At 66.6% G+C, this 24,388-nt stretch carries 48 protein-coding genes; 25 read left to right on the forward strand and 23 right to left on the reverse strand.

Going from position 1 to position 24,388, the window contains the following annotated elements; genetic code table 11:
- Window positions 1-253 precede the first annotated feature (253 nt).
- From ABZX37_RS20235 to ABZX37_RS20315, 17 genes are all read left to right on the forward strand, one after another.
- Complete coding sequence (locus tag ABZX37_RS20235) at window positions 254-499, forward strand: hypothetical protein (RefSeq protein WP_354741568.1); 246 nt, start codon at window positions 254-256, stop codon at window positions 497-499.
- On the forward strand, window positions 496-1,134 hold the full coding sequence (locus ABZX37_RS20240; RefSeq protein ID WP_354741570.1) for an ERF family protein: 639 nt from the start codon (window positions 496-498) through the stop codon (window positions 1,132-1,134). The genes ABZX37_RS20235 and ABZX37_RS20240 overlap by 4 nt, the downstream gene beginning before the upstream one ends.
- Window positions 1,131-1,355, forward strand: coding sequence for a helix-turn-helix domain-containing protein (locus ABZX37_RS20245; protein WP_354741572.1), 225 nt, complete (start codon window positions 1,131-1,133; stop codon window positions 1,353-1,355). Before ABZX37_RS20240 ends, ABZX37_RS20245 begins: the two co-directional genes overlap by 4 nt.
- Window positions 1,352-1,717: a hypothetical protein gene (locus ABZX37_RS20250; protein WP_354741574.1), complete on the forward strand. Its 366-nt coding sequence runs from the start codon at window positions 1,352-1,354 to the stop codon at window positions 1,715-1,717. Before ABZX37_RS20245 ends, ABZX37_RS20250 begins: the two co-directional genes overlap by 4 nt.
- A 19-nt stretch (window positions 1,718-1,736) precedes the next feature.
- The gene (locus tag ABZX37_RS20255; protein ID WP_354741576.1) at window positions 1,737-2,123 is read left to right on the forward strand and encodes a hypothetical protein; all 387 of its coding nucleotides are present in this window, start codon (window positions 1,737-1,739) and stop codon (window positions 2,121-2,123) included.
- Window positions 2,120-2,512 carry an HNH endonuclease signature motif containing protein gene (locus tag ABZX37_RS20260; protein ID WP_354741578.1) on the forward strand — a complete coding sequence of 131 codons (393 nt, stop codon included), beginning with the start codon at window positions 2,120-2,122 and terminating at the stop codon, window positions 2,510-2,512. The genes ABZX37_RS20255 and ABZX37_RS20260 overlap by 4 nt, the downstream gene beginning before the upstream one ends.
- Window positions 2,509-3,381 carry a hypothetical protein gene (locus ABZX37_RS20265; protein ID WP_354741580.1) on the forward strand — a complete coding sequence of 291 codons (873 nt, stop codon included), beginning with the start codon at window positions 2,509-2,511 and terminating at the stop codon, window positions 3,379-3,381. The genes ABZX37_RS20260 and ABZX37_RS20265 overlap by 4 nt, the downstream gene beginning before the upstream one ends.
- Window positions 3,382-3,395: 14 nt before the next feature.
- A complete protein-coding gene (locus ABZX37_RS20270; RefSeq protein WP_354741581.1) occupies window positions 3,396-4,217 on the forward strand; it encodes a DUF6551 family protein in 822 nt (273 codons plus the stop codon).
- Window positions 4,218-4,269: 52 nt separating this feature from the next.
- Complete coding sequence (locus tag ABZX37_RS20275; protein WP_354741583.1) at window positions 4,270-5,118, forward strand: hypothetical protein; 849 nt, start codon at window positions 4,270-4,272, stop codon at window positions 5,116-5,118.
- Window positions 5,115-5,639, forward strand: a complete 525-nt coding sequence (locus ABZX37_RS20280; protein WP_354741585.1) for a hypothetical protein — start codon at window positions 5,115-5,117, stop codon at window positions 5,637-5,639. Before ABZX37_RS20275 ends, ABZX37_RS20280 begins: the two co-directional genes overlap by 4 nt.
- Window positions 5,636-5,809 (forward strand): hypothetical protein, encoded by a 174-nt coding sequence (locus ABZX37_RS20285; RefSeq protein ID WP_354741586.1) that lies wholly within the window; start codon window positions 5,636-5,638, stop codon window positions 5,807-5,809. Before ABZX37_RS20280 ends, ABZX37_RS20285 begins: the two co-directional genes overlap by 4 nt.
- Complete coding sequence (locus ABZX37_RS20290; protein WP_354741588.1) at window positions 5,810-6,226, forward strand: single-stranded DNA-binding protein; 417 nt, start codon at window positions 5,810-5,812, stop codon at window positions 6,224-6,226.
- Window positions 6,227-6,238: 12 nt separating this feature from the next.
- Window positions 6,239-6,484, forward strand: a complete 246-nt coding sequence (locus ABZX37_RS20295) for a hypothetical protein (RefSeq protein ID WP_354741590.1) — start codon at window positions 6,239-6,241, stop codon at window positions 6,482-6,484.
- The gene (locus tag ABZX37_RS20300) at window positions 6,462-6,962 is read left to right on the forward strand and encodes a hypothetical protein (protein ID WP_354741592.1); all 501 of its coding nucleotides are present in this window, start codon (window positions 6,462-6,464) and stop codon (window positions 6,960-6,962) included. Before ABZX37_RS20295 ends, ABZX37_RS20300 begins: the two co-directional genes overlap by 23 nt.
- An 11-nt stretch (window positions 6,963-6,973) precedes the next feature.
- Window positions 6,974-7,114: a hypothetical protein gene (locus ABZX37_RS20305; RefSeq protein ID WP_354741594.1), complete on the forward strand. Its 141-nt coding sequence runs from the start codon at window positions 6,974-6,976 to the stop codon at window positions 7,112-7,114.
- A gap of 106 nt (window positions 7,115-7,220) precedes the next feature.
- A complete protein-coding gene (locus ABZX37_RS20310; protein WP_354741596.1) occupies window positions 7,221-7,928 on the forward strand; it encodes a hypothetical protein in 708 nt (235 codons plus the stop codon).
- Complete coding sequence (locus ABZX37_RS20315) at window positions 7,925-8,299, forward strand: hypothetical protein (RefSeq protein ID WP_354741598.1); 375 nt, start codon at window positions 7,925-7,927, stop codon at window positions 8,297-8,299. The genes ABZX37_RS20310 and ABZX37_RS20315 overlap by 4 nt, the downstream gene beginning before the upstream one ends.
- On the opposite strand, the gene ABZX37_RS20320 is transcribed toward ABZX37_RS20315, so the two are convergent.
- From ABZX37_RS20320 to ABZX37_RS20335, 4 genes are all read right to left on the reverse strand, one after another.
- The gene (locus ABZX37_RS20320; RefSeq protein ID WP_354741600.1) at window positions 8,263-8,616 is read right to left on the reverse strand and encodes a hypothetical protein; all 354 of its coding nucleotides are present in this window, start codon (window positions 8,614-8,616) and stop codon (window positions 8,263-8,265) included. The genes ABZX37_RS20315 and ABZX37_RS20320 overlap by 37 nt on opposite strands.
- The gene (locus ABZX37_RS20325) at window positions 8,609-9,079 is read right to left on the reverse strand and encodes a hypothetical protein (RefSeq protein ID WP_354741602.1); all 471 of its coding nucleotides are present in this window, start codon (window positions 9,077-9,079) and stop codon (window positions 8,609-8,611) included. Before ABZX37_RS20325 ends, ABZX37_RS20320 begins: the two co-directional genes overlap by 8 nt.
- A gap of 84 nt (window positions 9,080-9,163) precedes the next feature.
- On the reverse strand, window positions 9,164-9,460 hold the full coding sequence (locus ABZX37_RS20330; protein ID WP_354741603.1) for a hypothetical protein: 297 nt from the start codon (window positions 9,458-9,460) through the stop codon (window positions 9,164-9,166).
- Between the two features lie 230 nt (window positions 9,461-9,690).
- The gene (locus ABZX37_RS20335) at window positions 9,691-10,107 is read right to left on the reverse strand and encodes a hypothetical protein (RefSeq protein ID WP_354741604.1); all 417 of its coding nucleotides are present in this window, start codon (window positions 10,105-10,107) and stop codon (window positions 9,691-9,693) included.
- 42 nt (window positions 10,108-10,149) lie between these two features.
- On the opposite strand from ABZX37_RS20335, the gene ABZX37_RS20340 reads away from it, so the two are divergent.
- On the forward strand, window positions 10,150-10,323 hold the full coding sequence (locus ABZX37_RS20340) for a hypothetical protein (protein WP_354741605.1): 174 nt from the start codon (window positions 10,150-10,152) through the stop codon (window positions 10,321-10,323).
- Between the two features lies 1 nt (window position 10,324).
- Here the strand turns inward: ABZX37_RS20340 and ABZX37_RS20345 are convergent, their stop codons facing one another.
- The 17 genes from ABZX37_RS20345 to ABZX37_RS20425 all read right to left on the reverse strand — a co-directional run bounded on the left by ABZX37_RS20345 (window position 10,325) and on the right by ABZX37_RS20425 (window position 19,540).
- Window positions 10,325-10,660 carry a hypothetical protein gene (locus tag ABZX37_RS20345; protein ID WP_354741606.1) on the reverse strand — a complete coding sequence of 112 codons (336 nt, stop codon included), beginning with the start codon at window positions 10,658-10,660 and terminating at the stop codon, window positions 10,325-10,327.
- Window positions 10,661-10,666: 6 nt separating this feature from the next.
- Window positions 10,667-11,245, reverse strand: coding sequence for a hypothetical protein (locus tag ABZX37_RS20350; protein ID WP_354741608.1), 579 nt, complete (start codon window positions 11,243-11,245; stop codon window positions 10,667-10,669).
- 270 nt (window positions 11,246-11,515) lie between these two features.
- Complete coding sequence (locus ABZX37_RS20355) at window positions 11,516-12,136, reverse strand: hypothetical protein (RefSeq protein ID WP_354741610.1); 621 nt, start codon at window positions 12,134-12,136, stop codon at window positions 11,516-11,518.
- Between the two features lie 98 nt (window positions 12,137-12,234).
- Window positions 12,235-12,444 carry a hypothetical protein gene (locus ABZX37_RS20360; RefSeq protein ID WP_354741612.1) on the reverse strand — a complete coding sequence of 70 codons (210 nt, stop codon included), beginning with the start codon at window positions 12,442-12,444 and terminating at the stop codon, window positions 12,235-12,237.
- Window positions 12,445-12,591: 147 nt separating this feature from the next.
- A complete protein-coding gene (locus ABZX37_RS20365; protein WP_354741614.1) occupies window positions 12,592-12,876 on the reverse strand; it encodes a hypothetical protein in 285 nt (94 codons plus the stop codon).
- Window positions 12,877-13,265: 389 nt separating this feature from the next.
- The gene (locus ABZX37_RS20370) at window positions 13,266-13,511 is read right to left on the reverse strand and encodes a hypothetical protein (protein WP_354741615.1); all 246 of its coding nucleotides are present in this window, start codon (window positions 13,509-13,511) and stop codon (window positions 13,266-13,268) included.
- Window positions 13,508-14,026 carry a hypothetical protein gene (locus tag ABZX37_RS20375; RefSeq protein ID WP_354741617.1) on the reverse strand — a complete coding sequence of 173 codons (519 nt, stop codon included), beginning with the start codon at window positions 14,024-14,026 and terminating at the stop codon, window positions 13,508-13,510. Before ABZX37_RS20375 ends, ABZX37_RS20370 begins: the two co-directional genes overlap by 4 nt.
- The gene (locus ABZX37_RS20380; protein WP_354741619.1) at window positions 14,026-14,697 is read right to left on the reverse strand and encodes a hypothetical protein; all 672 of its coding nucleotides are present in this window, start codon (window positions 14,695-14,697) and stop codon (window positions 14,026-14,028) included. The genes ABZX37_RS20375 and ABZX37_RS20380 overlap by 1 nt, the downstream gene beginning before the upstream one ends.
- A gap of 85 nt (window positions 14,698-14,782) precedes the next feature.
- Window positions 14,783-15,370: a hypothetical protein gene (locus ABZX37_RS20385; RefSeq protein ID WP_354741621.1), complete on the reverse strand. Its 588-nt coding sequence runs from the start codon at window positions 15,368-15,370 to the stop codon at window positions 14,783-14,785.
- A 91-nt stretch (window positions 15,371-15,461) separates the two neighbouring features.
- Window positions 15,462-16,481, reverse strand: coding sequence for a DUF932 domain-containing protein (locus ABZX37_RS20390; protein ID WP_354741623.1), 1,020 nt, complete (start codon window positions 16,479-16,481; stop codon window positions 15,462-15,464).
- A gap of 92 nt (window positions 16,482-16,573) precedes the next feature.
- Window positions 16,574-17,134, reverse strand: coding sequence for a hypothetical protein (locus tag ABZX37_RS20395; protein ID WP_354741625.1), 561 nt, complete (start codon window positions 17,132-17,134; stop codon window positions 16,574-16,576).
- A gap of 269 nt (window positions 17,135-17,403) precedes the next feature.
- Window positions 17,404-17,814: a hypothetical protein gene (locus ABZX37_RS20400; RefSeq protein ID WP_354741627.1), complete on the reverse strand. Its 411-nt coding sequence runs from the start codon at window positions 17,812-17,814 to the stop codon at window positions 17,404-17,406.
- Window positions 17,815-17,899: 85 nt separating this feature from the next.
- Window positions 17,900-18,214, reverse strand: coding sequence for a hypothetical protein (locus ABZX37_RS20405; protein ID WP_354741629.1), 315 nt, complete (start codon window positions 18,212-18,214; stop codon window positions 17,900-17,902).
- Between the two features lie 72 nt (window positions 18,215-18,286).
- The gene (locus ABZX37_RS20410; RefSeq protein WP_354741630.1) at window positions 18,287-18,655 is read right to left on the reverse strand and encodes a hypothetical protein; all 369 of its coding nucleotides are present in this window, start codon (window positions 18,653-18,655) and stop codon (window positions 18,287-18,289) included.
- A gap of 86 nt (window positions 18,656-18,741) precedes the next feature.
- The gene (locus ABZX37_RS20415; RefSeq protein ID WP_354741632.1) at window positions 18,742-18,924 is read right to left on the reverse strand and encodes a hypothetical protein; all 183 of its coding nucleotides are present in this window, start codon (window positions 18,922-18,924) and stop codon (window positions 18,742-18,744) included.
- Between the two features lie 83 nt (window positions 18,925-19,007).
- Window positions 19,008-19,319 (reverse strand): hypothetical protein, encoded by a 312-nt coding sequence (locus tag ABZX37_RS20420; RefSeq protein WP_354741634.1) that lies wholly within the window; start codon window positions 19,317-19,319, stop codon window positions 19,008-19,010.
- 77 nt (window positions 19,320-19,396) lie between these two features.
- Window positions 19,397-19,540, reverse strand: coding sequence for a hypothetical protein (locus ABZX37_RS20425; RefSeq protein WP_354741635.1), 144 nt, complete (start codon window positions 19,538-19,540; stop codon window positions 19,397-19,399).
- Between the two features lie 1,265 nt (window positions 19,541-20,805).
- Between ABZX37_RS20425 and ABZX37_RS20430 the strand changes: the two genes are divergently transcribed.
- Both ABZX37_RS20430 and ABZX37_RS20435 read left to right on the forward strand, forming a co-directional pair.
- Entirely contained in the window at window positions 20,806-21,084 is a 279-nt protein-coding gene (locus ABZX37_RS20430) for an SAP domain-containing protein (RefSeq protein ID WP_354741637.1), read from the forward strand.
- Between the two features lie 301 nt (window positions 21,085-21,385).
- Window positions 21,386-21,583 carry a hypothetical protein gene (locus ABZX37_RS20435; RefSeq protein ID WP_354741639.1) on the forward strand — a complete coding sequence of 66 codons (198 nt, stop codon included), beginning with the start codon at window positions 21,386-21,388 and terminating at the stop codon, window positions 21,581-21,583.
- Between the two features lie 348 nt (window positions 21,584-21,931).
- On the opposite strand, the gene ABZX37_RS20440 is transcribed toward ABZX37_RS20435, so the two are convergent.
- Together ABZX37_RS20440 and ABZX37_RS20445 are read right to left on the reverse strand one after the other, a co-directional pair.
- Window positions 21,932-22,249: a hypothetical protein gene (locus tag ABZX37_RS20440; RefSeq protein ID WP_354741641.1), complete on the reverse strand. Its 318-nt coding sequence runs from the start codon at window positions 22,247-22,249 to the stop codon at window positions 21,932-21,934.
- Between the two features lie 291 nt (window positions 22,250-22,540).
- Window positions 22,541-22,927, reverse strand: coding sequence for a hypothetical protein (locus ABZX37_RS20445; RefSeq protein ID WP_354741643.1), 387 nt, complete (start codon window positions 22,925-22,927; stop codon window positions 22,541-22,543).
- A 71-nt stretch (window positions 22,928-22,998) separates the two neighbouring features.
- Between ABZX37_RS20445 and ABZX37_RS20450 the strand changes: the two genes are divergently transcribed.
- The 5 genes from ABZX37_RS20450 to ABZX37_RS20470 all read left to right on the forward strand — a co-directional run bounded on the left by ABZX37_RS20450 (window position 22,999) and on the right by ABZX37_RS20470 (window position 24,373).
- Entirely contained in the window at window positions 22,999-23,205 is a 207-nt protein-coding gene (locus tag ABZX37_RS20450) for a hypothetical protein (RefSeq protein WP_354741644.1), read from the forward strand.
- A gap of 18 nt (window positions 23,206-23,223) precedes the next feature.
- Window positions 23,224-23,445, forward strand: a complete 222-nt coding sequence (locus tag ABZX37_RS20455; protein WP_354741646.1) for a hypothetical protein — start codon at window positions 23,224-23,226, stop codon at window positions 23,443-23,445.
- Window positions 23,446-23,508: 63 nt separating this feature from the next.
- Window positions 23,509-23,943, forward strand: coding sequence for a hypothetical protein (locus ABZX37_RS20460; RefSeq protein WP_354741647.1), 435 nt, complete (start codon window positions 23,509-23,511; stop codon window positions 23,941-23,943).
- Window positions 23,940-24,161 carry a hypothetical protein gene (locus ABZX37_RS20465; protein ID WP_354741649.1) on the forward strand — a complete coding sequence of 74 codons (222 nt, stop codon included), beginning with the start codon at window positions 23,940-23,942 and terminating at the stop codon, window positions 24,159-24,161. The genes ABZX37_RS20460 and ABZX37_RS20465 overlap by 4 nt, the downstream gene beginning before the upstream one ends.
- Window positions 24,158-24,373, forward strand: a complete 216-nt coding sequence (locus ABZX37_RS20470; RefSeq protein ID WP_354741651.1) for a hypothetical protein — start codon at window positions 24,158-24,160, stop codon at window positions 24,371-24,373. Before ABZX37_RS20465 ends, ABZX37_RS20470 begins: the two co-directional genes overlap by 4 nt.
- Window positions 24,374-24,388 lie beyond the last annotated feature (15 nt).

Below are 24,388 nucleotides of genomic sequence, written 5' to 3' on the forward strand. Positions count from 1 at the left end.
CAGCAGGCAGGGATCACCAACGCAGCTACAGGAATCAACCCGAGCGCTCGCGGTCAAGTACGCCGTCCTGAGGGTTCTCAAAGCACGCATCAACGACCTGGAAACGGAGATCCGCGAAGAGTTCCTAGCAGTCCTCGACACCGGGGACAGCAAAGCGGCCACCCTGGACGACGGCACGACCCTGGGCAAGCTCACCAAGGTCCGCGGCCGGACGAACCCCTGCGTCCAGGACGGAGCGGAGTTCCTTGCCTGGGTGGAGAAGAACCACCCCGACGAGACCTTCCGCGACGTCCGCCCGGCGTTCCAGCACAAGATCCTGGAATCCGCCAAACGGCACGGTGAAGCCGTCGACCCCGCAACCGGCGAGATCGTGCCGGGGATCGGCTTCACCGAGGGAAACCCGCACATCTCCTACCGCGCCGAGCGCGGCTCGACCGAGATCATCGCCGAACGGTGGCACGAGATCGCCGGCCCGTCCCTTCTGGACGGTGCCGAATGACCGCCGCCGACACGACAGAGCAGCACATCACGGTCGTCCAGGCGCTCGCCGAGGTCATGGCCCAGGTCCGCTCCGTCTCCAAGGGAGACTGGAACGACCAGCAGCGTTTCAACTTTCGCGGCATCGACGCGGTCATGAACGCGGTCGGCCCCGCGCTGCGCGATTGCGGTGTCGCGATCGTCCCCCACTGCGTCGAAGTGCGGTACCGGGACATCACGTCCGCCCACGGTAAACCGATGCGCGAATGCACGGTCCTGGTGACGTACCGCGTCTACGGCCCCGGCGGGGACCACCTCGACATCCAGGCCCCCGGAGAGTCCCTCGACGTCGGAGACAAAGGCACCGCCAAAGCCATGTCCGTGGCCATGCGGACCGCGCTCATCCAGGCCCTGTGCCTGCCGACCAGCGAACGCGATCCCGACCACGACAGCTACGAACGCGGCGAGCCGAAGGCGACGACTCTGCTCGACCAGATCCGCGAGCACGCCACGGAACAGGGGTTCGACCTGCACGCCGTGATGGCCGACTTCGCGGCCAGAACGGGCGAAGAGATCCAGGGAGCCGGGGACGAAATTCTGGCCGCCTACCTCGCGGACCTGAAGGAACACGGCCTCCGCGAGGAGGAAACGGCATGACCGTCCTCACTCAGACCCAGGAAGCCGTCCTGCATTTCATCCGCGCGCACATCAAGGACATCGGCTATCCGCCCACCGTCCGCGAGATCGCCGACGGCGTGCATCTGAGGTCGGTGTCGTCCGTTCACCACCACCTGCGGACCTTGGAAGACCTCGGGTTCATCCGCCGAGACCACTATCGCCCCCGGGGGCTGGTGATCCTCTCGCCGGAGGAACCGTGACCGAACCGTTGGCACGCCTCGGAAACGTGTCCCGCGCCTACCAGATCAAGGCTGCCGAGTACGAGCCCGTGGCCATCGCGGCGGCGAAAGCCGAAGCGGCACACAAGGCCGCGAGGGCGAAAGCCATCCTCCGGACCCAGGCGGAAGGCGAACGCGTCTCGCACGCCACCGCCGAAACCACCGCCGAAGCGGACGGCGAAGTCGCGGCCCTCTACCTCGAACGCCTTGTCACGGCAGCAAAAGCGGACGCCCACAAAGAACAGTTGAAGCAGTTGCGCGAGCAGAACGCCAACGGTCGGACCCTGGTCACGAGCGCCCGGGAAGTCGACCGGATGCATGCCGAAGGCCGCGCAGAACTCTAGACAAGACAAGGAAAAAATCATGTCTGACACTCGGGACTGGCGTCTCGGAACGACTTACAGCATCCACGGCTATGCACGAGTGCACGGCTCCTTCGACGAAGTACCGATCTTCACCGCGATGAACCCCGCTATCGCCGAACAGATCATGGAGGATCATCAGGGAGCCCTCGCAGCGCGCCGCGAAGCCGAGGCGCTCGCCGAAAAGCTCAAGAGCGCCAACAAAGACAACGTAGCTCTCAGGGTCCGGCTCGAAGCGGCGAAGGCCGAGACCGCAAAAGTTCGGGCGGAAGCCCTCAACGTCGTGGGCACGGCGCGACGCGCGCACGCCGTCCTGGACGACCAGATGAGGGGCCATCTGAGGAAGCTGGTCGACAGCGCGGCGGACATCGAGGCCGCCTGCGAATGAAGGCGGGCCTCGCGCGCAAGAAGCTCCTGGCGCGCTCCGGGGGCCGGTGCGAGGTGTGCGGGCTGCGCCCCGCCCGCGAGGCGCAGCACCGCAAGAACCGTTCCCAGGGCGGCACGTGGGATCTGTCCAACCTCCTGCACGTCTGCGGCCACGGCAACACCGACGGCTGCCACGGGCTCATCCACCAGCACCCGGAAACGGCCTACGCCAACGGATGGAGCGTCCGCCAGCCGCGCAATCCCGCGGAGATGCCGGCGTGGCTCACCACCGAGCACGGCCGGATCTACGTGTGGCTCCACGACGACGGCACCGCCAGCCCGGTCGAGCTGCCGGACCTGGTCTACGGGGCGCTGAAAGCGGAACGCATCTACGAAAGGGGCGCAGCATGACGGCCACGATGCCGGGTTCCCTGCCGGACCACGTGAAGATCCACCCGGCCGCGGAGATCTTCCCCATGATGGCCCCGGACCGGTTCGCCGAACTCGTGCAGGACATCAAGGAAAACGGCCTCCTCGAATCGCTGACGACCGATCAGGACGGCGCGCTGATCGACGGCCGCAACAGGTACCTCGCGTGCGCGGAAGCGGGGGTGGAACCCCGCTACGCCACCTACAAGGGCGACCCGTGGCGCTACGTGATCTCGGCGAACCTCCACCGGCGGCACCTCACCGACACCCAGCGCGCCATGGTCGCGGGCAGGCTCGCCGCCCGCCTGCCGGGTCGGCCCTCGGAAAAGGCGTCATATGACTCCATTACCGAGGCGTCCCCGACCCGGCGGGACGCGGCCGACCTGCTCCAGGTCTCCCAAGTCGCCGTCCAGCGCGCCCGCCGGGTCCAGGCCAAAGGCAGCGAAGCCCTCAACAAGATGACCGAAGAGGGCCGGGTTCCGCTGTACACGGCGGTCCGCGTCGCCGACCTCGACGCGGACGAACAGGAAACGTTCGTTCAGCGGATCGACCGGGGCATCGCACCGAGCCAAGCCGTGCCGACCAAGACGCCGCCGGTCGAAACGCCCGCGCCGCCCGCGGTCACCGCCAAGCGCCGCCCCCGGCCGACAGACGCCCGCGTCATCTCCGCCGATGCGCTCGACCGCATCGCCGTCGACATGGCCGGATTCGACGTGGCGCTCAAGCAGATCGAAGCCGTCGACCCCCAGGCAACCGCCGACGAGCGCGCGGCCTGGGTGCGGTCCATGACGAAAGGAATCCAAGCCCTCACCCGTATTCGCAGGCTCATCAAGGACACCGTCGACAACTGAAAGGACATGCAGCCATGCCCACGCCGAAAACCGAACCGAACCCGCCCGTGCTGAAGCAGCTGCGCGCCGATCACCTCGGCGTCGACCCGCAGGTCCAGCGCAGCCTCGACCCCAACCGCGTCCGCAAGATCGCCGACAACCTCAACCGCAATGCTCTCGGCACGATCATCGTGTCCCTCCGCGACGACGGCACCCATCACATCGTGGACGGGCAGCACCGCGCCGCAGCCATGATGCAACGCGGCCTCGGCGACGAAACGATGGACTGCAAAGTGTTCTCCGGGCTCTCGCTCAGCGAAGAGGCAGAGCTTTTCCGCCTGTACAACGACACGCGACAGATGCGACCCGTCGTGAAATTCCGCGTGCGGGTCATCGAGGGCGATGAGACCGCAGTTCTCCTGAACTCCATGTTGGAGGATTACGGCTGGCGGGTCACCGGTGCGTCCGGGACCGGATTTTTCCTGGCGGTCAACGCACTCGAAAAGATCTACAACGGCGCGGGACGATTCGACGGCGGCCAGGCCGCCGCCTGCGACACCCTGATCAACGCCCTCACCACTGCCTGGGGCCACAACTCCGACGCGGTCCGCGCCGAGCTGATCGAGGGCATCGGGCTCGTGATCCTCTCCTACGGCGAGGGATTGGACTTCCGCAAGCTCACCGTCGAACTGGCCAAGCACGACGGCGGCCCGGTCGGCGTCATCGGCGACGCCCGCCAGCTGAAAAAACTCCGCAGCTGCCGCATCGGCGACGCCATGGCCGAAGTCATCGTCTCCATGGTCAACAAGGGCCGCAAGACACGGCGGATTCCCGACTGGAGGCTCATGGCCGCCTGACTCACGCACGGCACGCGACCGGCAGTTACGAAAGGGATGAGGACGACCGGTGGTGTGGTTCAAGGTTGACGACGGGTTCAACTCCCACCCGAAAGCGCTGGCGGCAGGCGCAGCGGCGATCGGTCTTTGGACACTCGCGGGCTCGTGGTCGAGCGCGAATCTCACTGACGGATTCGTGCCAGATTACGTGCTGCCGCGGCTGGATGCGGACGGACCGGCGTACGCCGAAAAGCTGGCGGCCGTAGGACTGTGGAGGCGAACCCGTGGCGGATTCCTGTTCCACGACTGGGCCGACTACAACCCGAACAGCGACGACGCACAACGCAAGCGGAAAGCCGCTCGCGAGCGGATGCGAAACCTGCGCGCACAACGACGAGCGTCTTCGATAATTGCCGGTCACGACGAGAATGGTTCGCGCGAACCACCCGCGAACACCTCGCGAACGTTCGCCGCACGTTCGCCGCACGTTCGCAACCCCGATCCCGTACCCGAGAGTTCTCCTGACGGAGAACTCTCCTCTTCGCCGCCGACGCGGCGCAGAGCCGAGCCGAAGACGAGCCGGGGAGATCCGGCGTTCCAGGAGTTCTACGCGGCCTACCCCAAGCACGTCGGCCGGAAGGCGGCGGAATCGGCCTGGCAGCGCGCCCTCCGCAGCGGCGGCGAACCCGACGCGATGATCGCGGGCGCGAAGCGCTACGCCGAGGAACGCGCAGGCGAAAACCCGCAGTACACGAAGCACCCGGCGACCTGGCTCAACCAGGGGTGCTGGGAAGACGACCCGTCTCCGCCGCGCCCTCGCGCCGACGCCGACGCCCGCATTGTCGAGTTCCTGCGCGGCTCCGGCGGCCCAGGACCGCCGCAACCGCCAGGGGGACTGCTTCCCCCGGGAGAAACCAGATGACCCCGCAAGTGACCACTGAGGACGAAATACGCCAGCTCTTGGCGATCGCCATGAGCTACGACAACCGCAAGCCCGGTTCCGCCACCGTCATGGCCTGGCACGAGGCCGCACGACGAGCGCGCTGGACGTTCCCGGAAGCGCGCGAAGCGATCCTGAACCACTACGCCAGCTCGACGGAATGGTTGATGCCCGGCCACGTCACGGCGGCGATCCGCACGACGCGGAGCCAGCCGCCGACGCGCGCCCAGCTCCCCGTCTCGCCGATCACCCCGGCAAACCCGGACCGCGTTCGCGCCGTCATCCGCGACCTCGCCGCGCGGCTCGGCTGGGTCGCCCGGCGCGCGTCCCCGCAGGACGCGGCGGCGCTCGGATACGCGTGCCCGTACTGCCACGCCGCAGCCGGCCGCCGGTGCACGCGCCAGCTCGCGCGCGGGCACCGGCGCGGCCAGTACGTGGAGATCCGCGATCTCCATCCCTCGCGGGTCGAGCTGGCCCGCGCCGACCAGGAAGGACAGCAATGAAGAAAATCCAGCAGGCCACCGACATCGTGAGGCTCCTCAACGCGGTGCTGATGGGGGTCAGCATCGGATTGACCGTCGCCAAGAGCGTCCGCGAGACCTTCCGGGAGATGGCCGACGACCCGGAGTTCCGTGCCAAGGTCGCCGCCGCCCGCGCCGCCAAGGACAACTAAGTGGCGGGCGAAACGGAAATCACCGTCGTGGGGAACCTGACCGCGGAGCCGGAACTGAGGTTCACGCCCTCCGGCTCCGCCGTCGCGAACTTCACCATCGCCTCCACCCCGCGCACCCTCGACCGCCAATCCGGCACGTGGAAGGACGGCGAGCCGCTGTTCCTGCGCTGCGCGGTCTGGAACCAGCAAGCCGAGAACCTGGCCGAGAGCCTCGTCCGGGGCTCGCGCGTCGTGGCGCGCGGCACGCTCCGCCAACGGTCGTACGAGAAGGACGGGGACAAGCGCACGGTCGTGGAGATGACCGTCAACGAGATCGGGCCGTCGTTGCGCTACGCCACGGTGAAAGTGCAGAAAGCCGCGCGCTCGGGCGCGCAGGACGACGCCTGGACGACCCCAGCCGGCGATCCGCCGTTCTAAATAGGACAGTCGATGACAAAGACAACTCCCGGCGGCGCGGAAGCCCGCGCACTCGCCGACATCGAGCGGCACACCGAGGCAATCGCGGAGCACCTGCGGAGCCTGAACACCGGTGTGGTCGCCGCAACCCGCGCGCTCCACGGAATCGGCGACGCGCTCAGGGACAGCAACCTCGCCCGCGACAGGTGGGCGCACGCCGTCGTCAGGGTGCTGGAAGACGCGAAGGAGGCAAGCGATGCCGACACGAACAGCAGCTGAGATCGGCAAAGCCAGCCGGAACAAAGGCGCGCAAGCCGAACGCGACCTGGCCAGATTCCTGCGCATCTGGTGGCCGAGCGCCGAACGCGCGGTCGTCACCGGATGGAAAACCTCCGACCGCGAATCCGCGGACTTCGGCGACATCCGGGGCACCCCGGGCCTGGTGTGGCAGTGCAAGGCTTTGGCCGACATGAGCGACGCGGACATCGAAGCGGCACTCGTGGACACCGAGACACAGGCAGTGGCGGCCGGAGCCGACTACGGCATCCTCGTGCACCGCCGCCCCGGCAAAGCCGACCCTGCCCGCTGGTGGGCGTACCTGCCCATCGGCGACCTCGGGCAGCTCGCCACCCGCGACCTCGGCAGCCCGCTGCGCCGCAGCTCGGTCGTCATTCCCGTCCGGCTCCAGCTCCAGCACCTGGTGCCGCTGCTCCTCCGCGCCGGATACGGCACCCCCACATACGCGGAATCGGCGTGAAGGGATGCGCCTTGCCGATCGGCTTCGCCGCAGCCATGATCGGGTTGTTCCTCTGGACACTCGACCATCAGGTGATGTGGATGGTGCTCGGATTCACCGTGACCATTCTGTGCTGGGTGCGATCGAATGCGACTGACGACGATGCGAACTAGCCGAAAATAGAAGAGGCCCCCGTGGTAGCCGGGGGCCTCTCGACAGGAACGCAGCCATAGACGTCCGTCCGGTGCCGACGTTACGCGACAACCGGGGAAGGGCGAAATGGAGCATCGATGCTACCGCGGCGAATTCTGCGCCGACCACGAAAAAGCCGATGGCCGCAGGGTCGGGAAGCACATCAATCCGGCCAGCGGACTGTGCGACACCTGCGCCCGTCAGGTGGAGCGCGCCATCGCCGAACTCCCCGCCGACTACGCCGCGCTCAACCTCATCCTGGGGAAGGGGTCGACCGTCGGCGGGGAGCCCGTGCGCATGACGCGGGAACTGCCGATCCCCCTGCGCCCGCACGTCGAAGCGCTTCAGCGGGAGATGGTCACGGAGACCGGGCTGTGGGCGGGCAGCGTCGCCGCCGTCCTCAACGTCGAATGGCGGCTCGTCGGCCGCGTCCGGCCCGGCTGGTATCTGGACCGCTCCTGCAAGCTCCTCGTCGGCGCCCAATCGGCGTTCTTGGCGCTGCGCGAGGAAAAGCACGTGCGCTGGGAGTACGGCCGCCGTGTCCAGGTCACCCGCGACGGCCTGGACGGCGCGCTGGAGATGCTGCGCCTGCGGTACAAGGCGCGCGTCTACTTGGGACAGACGCGGCTGGTGCACAAGCTGCCCGTCCCGTGTCCCCGGTGCGAGGCCATGGCGCTCGAACGCGAGGACGGGTCGGAACTCATCGAGTGCCGCGACTGCGCCCGCCGCTACACCTGGAGCGAGTACGAAACGCTCTGCCTCGCACTCACCGACCGCCGGATGAACGTCGCGTGACCGCGCGCGAGCCCGAAGCGTGGCCATGGCCCGCTGACACCGTCCTGGACCGCTCCCGCAGGGTCGCGCAGGCATACCGCCAAGCCCTGGCGAAGGAAGCTCCCGAGGAATGCTCCCGCATGGACGCTCAGATGGCCGCCGTCGGGCAGGCGTGGGTCCTTCCGGCCGCGAGCATCCACGAGCCCATGGACCTGCTCACGGCCGACCTGGCGGCCGAGGAGATGCGCGTCGCCCGGCGGACCATCTACGCCTGGCGCGAGAAAGGACTGCCTGTCACCCCGACGCCGGACGGCCCCCGGTACCGGGTCGCCGACCTCCGCGCGTTCGAGACCGCTCAGCGCCGCCGCAGGGCGCGCAAAGGCCACGGGTAGACCCGGCGGCCCGCCCGCCACTGAACGCCGCACCGCACGCACCTGAGCCGGGTGCGCGGCCCGTACGCCTCCCGATCCCACGTCACCACCCGATGGCACTCCGGGCAGCGATGCGGCTTGTCCTCGTTGCGCCGCACCCACCGCAGCAGACCCGCAGGGCGATGCCCGCTGTCCGCGTCCACCAGCTCGTCCCAGTAGCCCGACCAATGCCCGTCGTCGTCAGCCTGGGCGTAAGCGGCTTCGGCGAGCGACTGGGGCAACCCCGCTGCCGTGCACCAGCGCCGCAGCCACTCGCGGCGGGTCACCAGCTCAGCCATTGAAGCCCTCCCGCCCTTCCCCGCGCCGGCCCGTCCAATCGTGGCAGTGCCAGCAGTATCCCTCCGCGACGTCCTTCGGATGCGACGACACCCGCCCGCACTTCGGGCAGTAGAACCGCGGACCGGTGCGATATTTGGCGTTCAGCGCGGCGACGAGCTGATCAGCGGCCCCCAACGCGCCAACGGCGGCCAGCTCGGAAGCCTGCTCCGAGGGGATCTCGAACTCCATGTCCGACGCGGAATCCATCACCCGCCTCATGCACAGCGGACACAAGGGGCGGATCTCGCCGCGGTCCACGCGCGGCGTCATGCTCATGCTCACCCAGATCCCTGTCCCGCACTCCGCGCACGTACGAGCGTTGCTCGGAAGCAACGGCAGTGCCCGCGCTGAATGGCACAGCATTGTCGGCCGGCGGTCGCCGGTCGCGCCGGCCTTCCGCTCGGCCGCATCCTCCAGATTCATGGTGTCGCTCCGTTCGGTGTGAGGGGTGGCACCCGGTCGCCCCCTACGGGACCGGGTGCCACCCGGGCAGCCGGGTGCGGCGCGTCACCCGGCGGGTTTCATGTCCCGCCACTGGGAAAGGAGGCTCTCGCCCGCCGACGTCAGCGTCATGCGGTAGAGCCGCTCGCGTTCGGGCAGGACAGTGCGTTCCGACGTCCACAGCGGCGCGACTTCCGGCAGCGTCAGCCAGGTGTCGGCGGCGACGCCGACGCCCGCGGGCATCCACCGGCGACGGCCGTTCACCTCCGAGAGAACCGTGAAGTACTCCCGTCGCGCGATCGCCTCCAGCCATCTCAGGCGGGCTTTGGTCTTGTGAAGCGGGTCCTGGACACGGCCAGGCATGGACGGCCTCCGATAGCAAAATGAAATGCGTCGCATTGCGACGAAGAATGACGGAAACCGCTTCCGTGGCAAAGGAAATCGGGAGCCGGGCAATGCGCGGGCGTGTGCACGATGGTACCGTTTCGCCCAGACACCCCCTGCGCAAAATCGCCCAGGACGCTCCCTGTTCAGTCTCCCCCGAGGTGCTGCGCCGACGCCCCCGCGCCGGTCGGCAGAAAGCCTCTTTCTGCTCAGCCCACCGCCGAGAGTTCGCGGGACCGCCCGGCCTCGGACAGCGTGGTCGTCACCCGGTCAAGCTCGTGCCGCAGCAGGAATTCACGAGCTTCTGCGCGCGTCACCCGGAACCCTCGAACGTTGTAGTCGGGGTTGTCGTAGCGCACCTCCGGGTCAAGTTCCTCGAACTTCTTCAGCCTCGGGCTCACGTAGAACAATTGGCGCACGTAGTATCCGCACCCGTTGTGGCAATGGAACTTCACGCAGTGGGTAGCCCGAGCATGGCCCCTGAGCCGCTCCAGGAAACCGCCGGTGCGCAGCTTTCGGCGGCGCACTGAAGGCTTGTCGACGTCGTGCCCCCAGCCCCGGCAGAAAAGCCACTCGAACGGGATGCTGGCCAGGTACTCGTCCTTGTCGTTCGCCGAGTTAGTCATGATTCTCCGTTCCTGCGCTGAGAAAGCGGGTGCGGCGTCGACATGAGACTGACGATCGCCGTCCTGGGGATTGAACTGATTTCGGTCGCGTGGTGCCGTGCGGAGCCCGACGAGGGCACCGAGGCCGACCACGGAGCGGCGGGAGGCCAGTTCGAGCTTGGTTTCCGCCCGCCGCGTCCCACGTGGTCAGTGCTGCCGGGCGAAGAGCCCGGCTGAGTCACCGGCCGGACAGTTCCACCGTGCCGACCGACCCGCGCGGCACGGGTGCGGAAATCCGCCCGACCGCGACTATGTACCGCTCTTTCTCCGGCACACCAGAGACGACGAACCGCCCGACGCATCCGCCTGGCGTCGTGGTGACGTCCATGCTCGCCGACCCGCCGAGCCCCGTCCCGTCCTCATCGGACACCGCCGGTGCCGGACGGTTCGCCAGCTCCGCGCACGAGGCCCAGACATGGCCGGACATCGTCACCGTGTCCGTCTTCAGCAACGCGCTTCCCAGACACCATCCGAGCACGGCCAGCGCCGCGAGGTACAGCACGGCTCTCTTCACAGTCGACTACACCTCGATGCCGCGGTCCCGGAGGAGTTTCCCCGGGTCGGCTCCGGACAGCTCGGCCAGCTGCTCGACCAGCGCTTCGACAACGCGCTCCAACTGGGCGACGCGCTGCTTCAGCAGGCCGCCGTCCGCGGGCCTCGCGGACACGGGAGGCAGCGAAAAGGCCGGCGTGTCCTTCGACGTGCGCGGCGAGGAAACGGCAAGCGGCGAGGTGGTCTTCGCGTACATCTTCGTCGCCGACCGCTGCGCCGTCGGCTTCTTCGCATTCGGCTTCGGCCTCGGTTCGTCGGCGGCGTTCTCCCAGTACGCCGGGTCGACGTCTTCGGCGAAGTACTGGTCGAGCAGGCTGCCTTTCGGGAGCTTCAGCGCAGTTTCCAGCGCCGGGAGCCTTTTCGGGGGGTTCACCCCGTCCACAGGCCAGTACACGGTGTTCCGCGCCGTGTTGATGCTGACGTTCCAGCGGTCGGCCAGCCTCTTGTAGGTCAGGCCCATCTGTCCCATGCGCTTGTTCAGCTCCTGGCCCATGAACTGAATCCGCTCCGCGCTCGGGTACTCGGTCTCCACGACTGCGGCCGTCATGAACTCTCCATTTCTTTCGGAATATTGTTTCTGCGCAACAAGAAGCAGGGGCGTCATCGCCCCGCGCCCCCGTCGCACCGACCCCCGCGCCAGTCGCGGAAAGTCGCCCTGTGTCGAAACTCGACTCGCAACGCGACGTTAGAACTTGATCTCGGAAATTTCTACCGAAACAGGCTGCGCCATTCCGGTGGTTCGGCCGACTACCCTGAGTGATACACCCAGCCCTGTCGCGGTCTCCCGTGCGGGCTACCCCATCTGGAGGTTGACAGGTCACCCCTGCTGCTCCGCGTCGCGGCGGTCAGAAATTATGCGGCTGACCTGCGGGGGTTTCAGGTTGAACCTCTTCCCGAGTTGCGTCGGCTTGTTGTTCTCGGCAAGATGCGCGATCTTTTCGTCCCTCAAACGGCGTATCTCCCGCTTCTGCTCCTCCGCCAGGGCCAATGCGTATTTCAGCTGCTCGACCTGCTTGTCGGCCGCAGCCAGCAGGGCGACCAGGGGATCCTGCTCGATCTCGACGACGAGCGGCCCCTGTTCTTCGGGGTTGATCGAGGACACCAGCGGTGGCCCGGCCGCGATCGCCTGGGCGCACTGGCGCATGAGGACCCGTGCCGAGTTCCGCAGCCCGCGCGACGGCGGCGTCTCGCCCTCACGCACATCCGACGGGTTCATGATCCGGTCGGCCGCGTCGCGCAGCGTCTCCAATTCGTCGGACGTGAGCCCAGCCGCGAGCACGGACCCGTCACTCTGCCGCTTGAGCGCGTTCAGATGCCGGTACAGCGTCGCCGCGGGGTCCTCGCCCTCCCGGTACGAATCCTGTGCCGCGACGCCCGCTTCGCTCTCCGTGAGCCAGGCCAGGATGCCCTCGTTGATGCGTACTGCCTTGCTTGCCAACCGTCTTTCTCCTTCTCTCGCCCGTCGAGGGCGGGTGTGCCAGGGCTGGGAGGTCCCTCAGCCGGCGGGGTGGTGGCTTCCGGGCTGCCCGGCCGCTGTCACTGGACCTCCCAGTGTGCGAGATGCTCGCGGACCTGCTCCAGCTTCTCGCCGTTGCCGCCGACCGCGCTCACGAGCTGCTCCAGCAGCAGAGTCTGAAGGCGGGCCTCCCGGAGCATCAGCTTTCTCCATTCGATCTCCGTGGCACACTTCACGACCTCGTCGCGGGACAGTCCGGGGTAGTCCTTGTCGGGGTATTTGATCTCCATGTTTCTCCTTACCGTGGTCGGCACCGGTGCCGACCAAACGTTACGGCTTTCGCCGATGTCACCGCTTCGTGTCGCCCGTGTAGCCACGACACGCGGCCGACCCCGCAGGATCGGCCGCGAGCGAAGCCGCGCGAGCGTCCGAGCCGCCTAGCTGCGGCGCACGTCGATCGGTTCGCGGTCCCGGACCAGGCTCCAGAACTTCGCGAAGTGCTCCCGGTATGCCGACCGCGGCCCTTGCGGCTTTCCGAGCCGTTGTTCGTCGAGTCTTCGCACCCTGGTGATGAGCCGCTCCAGATCCCGCTTCTCGATCAGATCGGAACACGGATCACAGGCCGTCCACCGGTCGCTGAAGACCTGGGCTGCCAGGTCGATCGTTCCTTCGAGGACCGGTTTCGGGACACTCCAGCGCTTAGCAAATTTGTGCTCAACCACTCGACCGCTCCATTCGGCGACGGCCAACGTGTTCGTGACCTCTCGACCGGTCGCGTACGCCCAGCGGGCTCCGTCGCCTGAACAGAAGTCACATACCATCACGACGTATGGCGCGTCGGCGCGAGGCATCGGGTCCGGCGCGTGCCCGTCAGCAGGCGGACGGGGGTGTCGCCATTCCGCCGAAGAGTCGGGCGCTCCCATCGGCTTCCAGCGGTTCAGGGGCACGAAGCAAGTTCGGCATACCTCGTTGGGCACTGAACCGTGCGGGTTTTCGGGCATGACTGAGCCCTCCTCGTTTTCTCTAGGCATTGATTAGGACCGGCCGCGCGACCGTGGCGTCCAGGCGTTGTATGAAACGCCTGGCACCATGCCTCGCACGGGCGTCGTTATCAGTTCGGCCAGTCGACGAACTGGGCGTTGCCCTCAGGACAGAGGGCGATCAGGCCGTCGCTCAGGAGCCGGTCGTATCCGGTCGCCGCGGTCGAGTTCGCTGGCAGCCAGGCCGGGGTACGTTCGCCGCGCAGGTAGTGGTGGCCGAGGTATTCCCAGCGGCCGTCCGAGTGCCTGAGGTTCCCGGACACCTTGAGGCTCGCCAGCAACAAGAAGTCCCGGGCGCCGCTCGCTTCGTCGGTCATGCGGTTTCCACGACCACGGTCACCGCAGTGCCGGTGGGGCCGGTCACTGATGCGGTGCCGTCCCGGTGCAGTGTGACGACGATGGGCCGGTCGCTGTCGAGGACTCGTTCCGCGCACGTCGAGTGCAATGCGTACGGAGCTTCTTCGACGGTTTCATTGGGGTAGCGGGCGATGATTGCGACGCTGTTGTCCGGGAATACCCCGTCGCAGTACCAGCAGTCGAAGACTTCGCGGTCGTGCGGGTTGCCCGTCGTCACGACGACCAGCGGCCCGATTTCCGTCTTCGGCTCGACTCTCACCGCCGGAGGCGGGGGTGCCGGTGCCGTGTGCCGCACGACGTCGCCTGCGGCGCACCGCCAGGCGTGCGGGATCGGTGCGCCCGACGCGAGTGCTGCGTCCAAGGCTTCAAACGAACCGCGGAGCGCGCTGCGCGAGCGGTTCGGCGCGTCGAGTTCGGCGAGCAGGCCACGCAGGCGAGCCAGTAGTTCGTCAGTTGTGTGTCCGGGCTGTTCCATCAGGCTTCCTTCTGGGAGGCGCGTTGGATGAACGCTTCGGTGTAAAGGGTTCCGCTCACGGCGGCCGATATCGAGGTGTGGCATCCCAAGCAAACGTTCGCGACCAAGCCCGTCGTGAACTCCAGCCGGAACGTGGCAGGTTCCATGCACGGGATGCCCGCGTTGTTCGTCGTTTCGCACAGCGGGTTAGCCGGGTCTTCCACGTACAGATAGTCGGGATCGTTTTGACGACGACGGTCGTTGGTGAAACACCGCAGCCACGCTTGCACGGTGACGCCGGGGCGGTCGTCCACCCATTTACGAGTTCCGGCCCTGGTGTTGTCCCAGTAGTAGGCCTGGGAGAAAGTCCGGTATCCGGTGACCACAACGCCCCACGGTGCCCGCACGATCGGATCGTTGAAGCTCCTGTGGTCCTCTACGCACCATGGATGGAAGGCCACAACCGTGAACGGGTCTGTTGCACGCGCGGCGTAGACGATCTCCGTTCCCGGCCGGATCGTGCCGTACTCGGCTCGGGCGTGCGGCTTCCATTGCCAGTCGGCGCACCAGCACATCGGCCCGCGCGCTCCCACAGCCTCAACGACCGCGACGACCTTAAAGCCATCGCCGATGTCATCCCCGACTGCGAACGCCGGATCTTCAGACGGTGCGGCTTCGGTGGATGCGCCCATGTTTTCTCCTTCCGTTTAGGGGGATGACCGTGCGGTCACGGCAATCACCGTCCACAACAGACGGTGACTACCGATGGCGCGCGGGCTAACAGTCCAGTCGGATGTAGCCGGGTTGCATTTCGTGGATGTCGACCTGATCTTGAAGCGAGTCGAACGCCTCCGTCGCGATCTCCGCCACGGTCTCGCCTTGGAACACTTCCCATCGTTGGCGCATGAGTTCCAACGCTTCGGCCGCGGAGGTTCCTGCCGCGGTGAAGACGAACTCCCCGTAGCGGTAGCTCAGCACGGCGACGAACAGGATCGGTGTTTCTATCCGGACGGTCACGCTGTCAGCCTGGCCAGCGTCGCGGCCTGGGCCGGTCGCGCTCGCGGTACTGTCCGGATGGACGGTGACCACCAGCGGAACACAGCGCTTGCGGTATCGCTCGGCGCAGCGTTCGTGGAACCCGCGGAGGTCTGCCGGGTCGTCGTCCGGTCCGCCGTAGCGAACGATCGGGCCTGTTTGTCCGCTGATGAAAGCCTTGCCGCATTCCCAGCAGTGATAGACCCCGTGCTCTTCCAAGTCGCCGAACTCGACAATGATGCTGTCGCCCAAGGTGTCGCCGGACACCAGTTTCCCGACTTCCGGCGCGAGCGGCGGACAGGTGACCGGGCAAACAATCTCGGTGATCATTGAGATTTCCTACTTCCCTTCGTCTGTTGGGATTGGCCGTACGGCCATGGCGTGCGGGCACCGCTCGGTGCCCGCCACCATGTGCGCACGGTCAGAGCGACGCGAGCGCGCGGTCCAGCGTCTTCACGGTGTCCAGGTCAAGCGCGTCGAACTTGCCGAGCACGGCATTGGACATGTTCCGTTCGGGACGTGACGCGTTCTTCACTGTGGCTTCGTGGTGCGTGTAGGTGTTCACCGCTTGCAGAACCCCGAACGCGGTTCCCTTCCACGGCTCGACCCGGTTGTCGCTGTTCCACAGCCGCGACAGCGCGGCGCGTTTATTCGCCGCGGTGGTCTGCTTCGTCTTGGAGTCCGCGTCCGACGTCGGCACGTAGACGTCCAGGAAACGTGACCACTCTTTCGCGTTGACCTCGACTTCGCACAGGGCCTTCACTTCCGCTGCGAAGTCGTCGGCCACGGTGTGCATGATCGCGAGCGCGTCCCGCGCCTCGGCGAGCTTCAGCTTGCTGTAACGCGAGTGCCTCACCTTGATTTGCTGGCCGTTCTCCGACAGCCCGGCCGCCATCGTGTTGTCACACACCACGTTCGTCACGACTCGCTTGTACGTGGTCGCGATGCTTCCGTCATGACTCGTGCAGGCCAACAGGTTCGGCCGGAACTCGACGCCTTCCGGCGTGCGCACGGTGTCCGGCACTTCGACGCTCACCCACGCTTGCGCACCGTTCTTGAGCAGTCCGGCGGAACCGATCCCCAAGCCGTCGTCAAGGATGTTCTGAACCTGATTGACGAGCCACTCGCGGTACTGGTGGATTTCGTAGCCGTCCGCGAAGTACCCGAAGATGTCCCCGGTGTCGACTCTGCCGACCGGGAACCGTTTGTTGTCCTCGCGACTGGTCACCCCCTCGTCCGTGATCCAGGTGGCCTTGGCGGTTCCCTTCGCGGCCTGCCAGTAGAACAGGCGCGAGATCACGTCCTCCACGGGGACAGCGCCGGTGTAGTGGTTGGACTGCTCTCCCTGGTCCGCCGCGCGATAGTGCCACGCGTGGCCGCGCTTGTCAGTGAAGCCGATGAGCGTGTTGTTGTTCAGCCACTGCAACGTTTCCTTAGACATGATTCGTCCCTTTCTTGTATTCCGCATGGGTTGGCCGTGCGGCGACCGCGCGGGAGCGTCCGATCCGGACGCTCCCCGCGGACAGCGCAAGGTCATTCCGCGTCTTCGACGACGAGCGCGGTTCCGTTGTGGCGGGCGATGAATCCCAGCGCCTCCAGCCAATCCCGAAAACGCGTGTTGCGCGCCGACGCGGACATGTTCCCGATGTAGTCGGAATCGCCGATCCGCCAAGACCCACGCGCGGTCCTCACCAGTTCCGCCAGGCAAGTGCCGTCAGCGAAGAAAGCGCGGACGGAATCCGTATCCGGCTCGTCCTCCTCGTGCGGCCCGCCGGACTGAACCACTCCCGCGATCACGTGCGACAGCGTCACTCGTGAGGTGACGTGCTCTACAAACTCTTCACTCCACCCGTCCGCGTACAGGGTCCGGCAAATCGGGTCGGCGTCCTCGGCGTCCGCGTCGCGGATCGTGACCCGGGCTCTCGTGTGGTCGACGTTGCGCATCGCGATCGATCGGGCATTCGCGAACGCCTGATCTTCCGGCCCTTGCACGAGAAACGGCGGCAACTGGTGCCCCGTGTTGCGCGGCAGACCGCGATGGTCCGGCCGGTCGTCGAATCGGACGACGCTGACAGTCCATGTTGTGCTTTGCATGAGCTTTCCTTTCGTTGACCGTGCGGTCACGGCGCGGGAACGTCCGCAAGGACGCTCCCCACCGATGGCGCGCGCTCTAGAAACCGGACCATGGGGCGGTTTGCGGCCATGCCCAGACGGGCGAACCGGTGCGGAATTGCCTCAGTGCGTCCGCGTCGGCCGTGACTGCTCGTTCGCGGAGCGCCGTCCGAAGCTGCCCCCGTGCGTCGTCGCCATTCACGTGCCCCATCACCAGCGCGTAGGCGAGCCGTTCCGCGCGCTCTGCCGCGCTAGCCAAGGTTCGCCCCGTCCTTGTCGGACACGTACGTTTCGACGTCGCGCCAGAGAATGGTGTCTCCGGTGACCTCGTCCGGCCGGACATCCGTCCACCGGCTGGAGGAATCCGCGCGGTACAACGTCGCGACGTAGTCGCCGGGTTCGGTGAAGATGTCTGCCCGGTCCGCGTCCTGCTCGCCGCAGGCGGGAGAGTCACCGTTGAAGTCCCGCCACCACTGCATAGCCACTACGGTGATCTCCGGCAGATGATCGCCGTGGTCACGCGTGAACACTTCCGCGAAGTCGGCGTGCAAGATGTCGCCTTCACAATCGCGGTAGACCGGATGTCCGCACGTGCGGCACTTGCCGATCACGTCGTGGTTGCCGTTGCATGTCGGGCATTCGGGCCAGTCATTGCCGTTCAAGATTCGTCCCCTTCTCTCGGTTGACCGTGCGGTCACGGCGAACCACCGTCCATGCGGGACGGTGGTCACCGATGGCGCACGGGCTTCACATGTCGTCCGGCGAAGCCCATCGCGGTTGATGTTCCGCAGGCAGTCCGGCGAACTCCCACGAACCCCGGACGTAGTACTTCCCGCCCTTGAGGTAGCGGTGTTTTCGGGGCGTCACTGCATTGGGTCTCGCGGGGAATTCCGTGCCGCGCTTGTATCCCGGCCGATCGGCGGATGCGGTCACCAGCACCTCACCGTCGGGCGTGTAGCCCGTGACCTTGCCCGGCACCCATCCGCCCAGGAACTCGTCCACGTAGACCGGCGTCCCGATCTCCGCGACGGTGTGCATATTCGACCAATCCGGCTTACCCATAACGGTTCTCCCTCTCTCGTCTGGCCTAGCGACCACGGCGCACGCGCAATCCCTTGCGCGCCACCGAAACCGCTAGCCGTCCTTGCGTGCGACAACCCACCCGGCAGGGTCGCCTTCCGCGTTGTCGAGTACTTCCACTACGCACGCGACGTAGTAACCGGGTTCCGCGAATATGTCCTGTTCGAGTCCGCCGCCCACGTACTCGGACGGGTGCATGGTCGGCCCTCGGTAGCCGTACTGACCGGTGTATCCGGTCATCAGCTCCCACCCTTGCGCCTCGACGCTTGCGGTCATCTCCCGTTCGTCCGCGTCGAGAATCTGCCCATCCGCATCAGTGGTCACGTACACCTCTGGCGCGTGCATGCCGTCCGCGTCCGTGATCGAGCTGTCCTCGTGCACCTGGATCACGTGCCCGAACTCCATACGCTCGTTAAGATCCACAGCCTTTCCCCTCCCTGTGCCTATTTCCTGGCCTAGCGGCCACGGCACGCGCGCACTTCGAGTACGCGCGACCGAAATAGCTAGCCCTACGCGGTGGCCCCGAGTGCGTCCCGGAGGAAACCCGCGAACCCCTCTACGGTCATCTCCACCTGAACGGACGTGACGTTCTCGTCCATCGGGTCGCCGTCCGCGAACACCAGCGTCACCGTGTCGCCGTGTTGCGTGATGCGGTGGCTACGCACGTTGTCCAACGCGAACTGTCCAGACATCTCTACTCCCTCGAATCCGTCCACTGTGGCCTAGCGGCCATGGCGTACGCGCGGGAAACCCGTGCGCCACCAAAGCTTCTAGGTCAGTAGCGTTTGCGCGACGGTTGAGCGGCGTAGTAGTCGTACCAAAACAGCCCTCTGTTCCGGTCGTACCAAGCCTCATCCTTGTAATGCCCGTAGCGGTTTTCGAGCACGTTCAGCGCCACGTCCGCGTGGTGTTCCACGATGTATGCGGCGATGGCAGCGGCCTGGAACCATGCCAGTCCCAACCGGTAGCCCAAGTCGCGCAACGCCTTGAATTTCCCCGCCCCGTAGACATCTGCGGGCTGGTACGTCCGGCCGTTCGTCATGGACTCCGCGACCGGGATGTCAGCGGAGATCGTTGAGCGCGTCATAATGATTCCCCTTCTCTGTCTGTCCACAACGGACACGGCGCGGCACGGGTTTGCCCGTGCCGCACCGTTGCGCGTTATCAACATTCCGGGGCCGGTTCGCGGTGCCGCGCCAGACACTGCCCGTCCGTGCTCCACACCACCCAATCCACGTAGCCCGTGCTGCCCGCGCAGTGGTAGACGACGATGCCGTAGTTCTCATACACCAGAATGAATCTGCCCATGGTTCTTCCCTTCGTTTGTCCACAACGGACACGGCGAGAGCACGGGAAGACCCGTGCTCCACCGTTGTCGATTGCGGATACGGCGCACTAGTCCATACACCTGACGATTCAGCGGACGGCTCGCGAGACGGACGCGCGCACAACCGGTGCGCGCTCGGGTCAACGTCTCGCCAGAATGGCCAATGATCTAGCGGTGAATCGGGTACGTAGGACGTTCGCGCCGGGTGCCTGCCGGGCGTGCTCTGTCACAGCACGCCCCGGCACCGGCGGGACAGTTTTGCCCTGTAAGGACGGATGTCCAGCCGCTCGCCGTTTGCGTTCCCTGCCTAGGCGCGTGCCTCTTAACGCACGCGTATGCGGGTCCGGTCAGCTTCCCCTGACCGCCCGGTTCCCTAAGCGTCGCCACCGCACGGGCATAGAGAAGGTGGTCCCGTGCGGCCTGTATCTTCTGGCGAACTATTACGTGATCTAACGGGTTCCACCGCGTCACGCTTTCCGCACCAATCCTCTCGGGGTGCGTCGCTATCAAGGATGGGCCATACACCCTCACGGGCTGGAACCTCCGCAGTTCCGTGGATCAGCCAATTTCCCGTCAACGCTCACTGTCTTTCACGCGCGCAACGGGACGGAATTCCCGTGGTGGCCCACGGGCTCTAGCCCTCGCGCACTCGCGCTACTTCACACGCGCCGACGCCCTGATAGCTGCTCTGTACTTCTCCGACACCGGAAGGTTGGGACTCGCCGGTTACGGGGTCTTGGTGTCCGGTGCTTCGGCGGGGGTCCGGGGATTGCCGGGGGCTGACTTCCGTCAGCCGGTCCGGGGCTCCCGTTCGGCCCGGGGTGAAGCGCCGTACGCAGACAACGTCGCCATAACAGCCTTACGCGTTTCACAAATATGTACGGTCGTTATCTACCCGTTACCTTGAGATTATGAAAGCGCAGGTCAGAGACTTTGGCTTGGGAAGGATCGGACCGTAACGCGCGACTCCCAGGCGACTGGGCTAGCCGGGTTGTGCCCTACGTGATGCGCACTCACGGACGCCGCTGCCACGTCTGCGGCGGCACCGGTGCCGACGCGATCGACCACATACGACCGGGCGACGACCACTCGCTAGCGAACCTGGCGCCCATTCATCAGGACACCGCGCCCTACTGCCACCGACACAAGTCCTCACGCGAAGGGGTCGAGGCACGCGCGACCCAACGGCGCGCACGACTGCGCCCGGCCGAATCGCACCCCCTCGACCAACGGAAGGGATAGCGCCATGCGCGTCACCTACACGCACCGCCTAGGGCAGCACCGCACGGGCACCACGCGCGAACTGTCCGACACGGAGGCCGCATGGCTCATCGATCACGGACACGCGCGCCCTGCCGACACGGCCACGGACGCACCGGCCACCGACACGGCACCCGACGACACCCCCGACCCGGACACGGCCACCCTCGCCGAACTGAAGACGCAAGCGGACGCGCTCGGACTCCCCACCTGGGGCACCAAAGCCGCCATTGCTGCCCGCATCGCCGAACACCAGGACGCGTGACCGCCCGCCACCCTCCACACCCGACAGAAAGATCCCCGGTCAATCACCAACCGATCTTTCCGTCCACACACGACAGACAGCAGATGATCAAGATCCTACCAGCGGAAACAGGTGGGGGGAGGCCCCCTGCCAGCGGAAACGCTGACCGGTCGGCAATGCATCTCCGGCTCTTCCCGGGTTTTCGACCGACATAGGGAACCCTAAGAACCGCTGGCCGACGCTGTGCGCGCCCGAAAACGGGATCAGATGACGCTGTTTTCCGCGCCGCGGCCGGCTGCCGTGATCGAGGTACGATGCCTTCGTGGTGAGCGATCGAGAGCAGTCAGCGCACGAGGGGCTGGACGGCCCCTCCCTGCGGGATGCGCTGTTCGCGGAGAAGGATGCGCAGCCGATCCGGTCGGTGGACGACTGGGCACGCGAGGGCATCTTCAAGACTGACGAGGAGCTGCGCGAGTTCCGGGACTGGGTAGCCGCGGAGCGGAAGGCGAACCTGGCCTAGCGGTTCGGAGAGCTTTGCCCTGCTGTACCGGGGCATCTCATCGGCTCTTCGCTTCCGGCCACTGTCGGCGGAATGCGCCGGCCTGCTTGTCAAGTGCATCGAGGATGGATTCCAACAGGCTCGCGAAGTGCGGCCCCGGCAAGGGACGGCTTCCGCCGACGACGGCGGTTCGCAGACGTCCAGCCTCTCCGAACCCGATCTCAAGGCGGTATCGCACCCCGGGTCGGCTGTCCCACTGGAATCGGACCCGTTCCGCGCTGGCTTCCGTCGCCGTCCAACCGTGCTCGGCTGCCGCGCTGAAGATCCGCTGGCGAGTGGACTCGCCGCCAGCAGCTCTGCTCTGGTAGGTCACTGCTCCGCCTCGGGGAACAGGTGGCCAGTGTCCGCGCGCTCTCCTGCGCGTTCGAGAGCCCAGGCGTAGAGGCGCTCTGCGTTGCGCACGCACAGGTCCAGCCAGCGCCGATCGTCTTTCTGGGTCTCCACGAGAAAGGCCACTGCGGCCCGTTGGCCGCAGACGAAGCAACGGTGCACCTCGTCTTCGGTGCGGTGCACGATCAACGGACCGGCGTCCCCGTCCGGGGCCTCGGGCAGGTCCGACGCGTCCATGCCGAGCTGGCGGATGAACAGACCCACTTCGAGGTGGCGGAGGAAGGCTTCGGGGTCCACGGGCTTCGCCTTTCGTATCCGCAGGCCAAGGGGTTGACCATGCTGTTCCTCGTCGTCGTCCTGGCGCTCATTGTCCCGGTAGCGCTCGCCGATCGGCGGAGCGGCGCACCGTGGGATCGGCTCGGCTGACTGTCAACCTAGGTTGCGTCTCCCGCCGGTGAGCGAAGGAGACTTTCCGCTGGTCGGAGAGTTGCGCACTTCCGCGCGCTCGCGCAGCTCGACCCACCGCGCCCCGATCCTGGCCGTCGTGCCGCGGCCCGGCGGTTCCGCGTAACCCCGGGCCGTCTCCGGTCAGGCGTCGTCCGGGTGGGGGAACAGCTCGATCACGGCCTTGAACTTTCCTTCGCGGTCGTCCCATTCCACGCCCGCGCGAGCGTGATGACCCGGGTAGAGCCCGTCCCCGCGGAGCGCGTTCTTCGCGCGGGACAGCAGCCGGTTCGCCGCGTCGCTCTCGCCGTGCGCCTGCCGGGGAGGCAGTTCCGGAATCTCGACGTCCTCACGGCGAACGAGGTACCAGCAGTCGGGCAGCTCGCGTTGCATCTTCTGCGCGTGGCCTTCGCACAGGTAGTACGCCTTGCCCTGACCGCCCGTTTCGCCCCTGTAGTCGTACGTGTGAACGCGACCTCGGCATGTGCCCGGATGGATCAAGGACCGGTCGCAGCTCAACTCTGAATCCATCAGCCCAGCGTAGTCGCGAATCGTCGCAATTCGCCGCTGCCACCGCCATTTCCACGATCGAGGGGAACTTCATGCTCGCTCTTTCCGAGCACGGTCCGGCCTTCCGCTCCGCCGACGCCGCGTTGGCGCAAGTCGGCTGGATCGGCCAAACCGGTGCGGTTTACGCCCTCCACGACCCGCCGCGGGCTGGCCGGGAGCCCGGCAGCTACGAGGCGCTCTACGTCCGGATCGGCACGTACGTGCCCAACGGTCGCGGCGGGGTGCTGCTCGAAGACTGACCGCGAAGGAGGTCCGCGATGGCCGCGCCCGACCATCACCCCGGCGACGGCGAGCACCTCAAGGAGTTCTGGGCTTACGGCAAGGGTGCCGCCAAGATCCGCTGGAACACTCCCGGCGATTTCCAGCGCTGTGTGCACCACCTGGGCAAGTACGTGGTCGACCCGCAGGGAATGTGCAACGTCCTGCATCGCATGGCCACCGGAGCGACCCCGGGCCATGCCCCCGGCGACAAGGCTTAAGAGACATCCGCTCACCATCACCGCGCACCGGCAACCGTTGCGCAGCAACGAAAGGGCACCGCAATGGGCCAGCGAGGACCGGTCGGCAAGCGCACCGACGAAATCATGGGGCACAAGACGAAGGCCGAACTCGCCGAACGCGAACAAGTCGCCGTCGCCGCGGGGCAGGTTCCCGCTCCAGACGCAGACCCGACCTGGCATCCGATCGCCAAGGAGTGGTTCGAGAGCCTCGGCGAATCCGGCCAGTCCCAGTTCTTCGAACCGTCCGACTGGGCCACCGCTCGCTACGTCGCCGAAGCGATGCACCAGCACCTCCAGCGCGGCGCGTCGATGGGCGCGCAGATGTTCGCCGCCGTGATGAGCGCGGCGTCGGAACTGCTGTCCACCGAGGGATCTCGTCGCCGGCTCCGGCTCGAACTCCAGCGGGCACAGCCCACACAGCAGGACAACGCCGGAGTCACCGCCATCAACGAATACAAGAAGAGGATCACCGGATGATCACCGCGAAAGTGAAGTGCACGCAGAAGCTGGAGAACGGAGGCGAAGGAGAGGACCGGTTCGTGGCCTTGCAGTTCCTCGTCGATGACTCCAGCAACGTCAACCTGGAGTGGGGAGACGAGACACCTTCGCTGGCGCTCACTATGACCGTGCAAGGAGCGGTCGCAGACCAGTTCGAGTACAAGCCCTACACACTCCAGCTCACCGAGTCCGAATGACCGAGCCGCGGCGATTCGCGCTGGAGCGAGACGCAGACGTCACCGGCGTCTCCGGTACCGGCCGCGTCGCCGACGGGGTCGTCTGGCCGGACGGAAAAGTCACCATCGCCTGGCGCGGCGAACACGCCAGCATCGTCATCTGGCCGGACCTGAAGTCAGCCCTCGCCGTTCACGGCCACGACGGCGCGACGAGGGCCGTCTTCATCGACTAGCCGACCGGCATGGGC

Source organism: Amycolatopsis sp. NPDC004079, from assembly GCF_040610415.1.
GTDB lineage: Bacteria > Actinomycetota > Actinomycetes > Mycobacteriales > Pseudonocardiaceae > Amycolatopsis > Amycolatopsis halotolerans.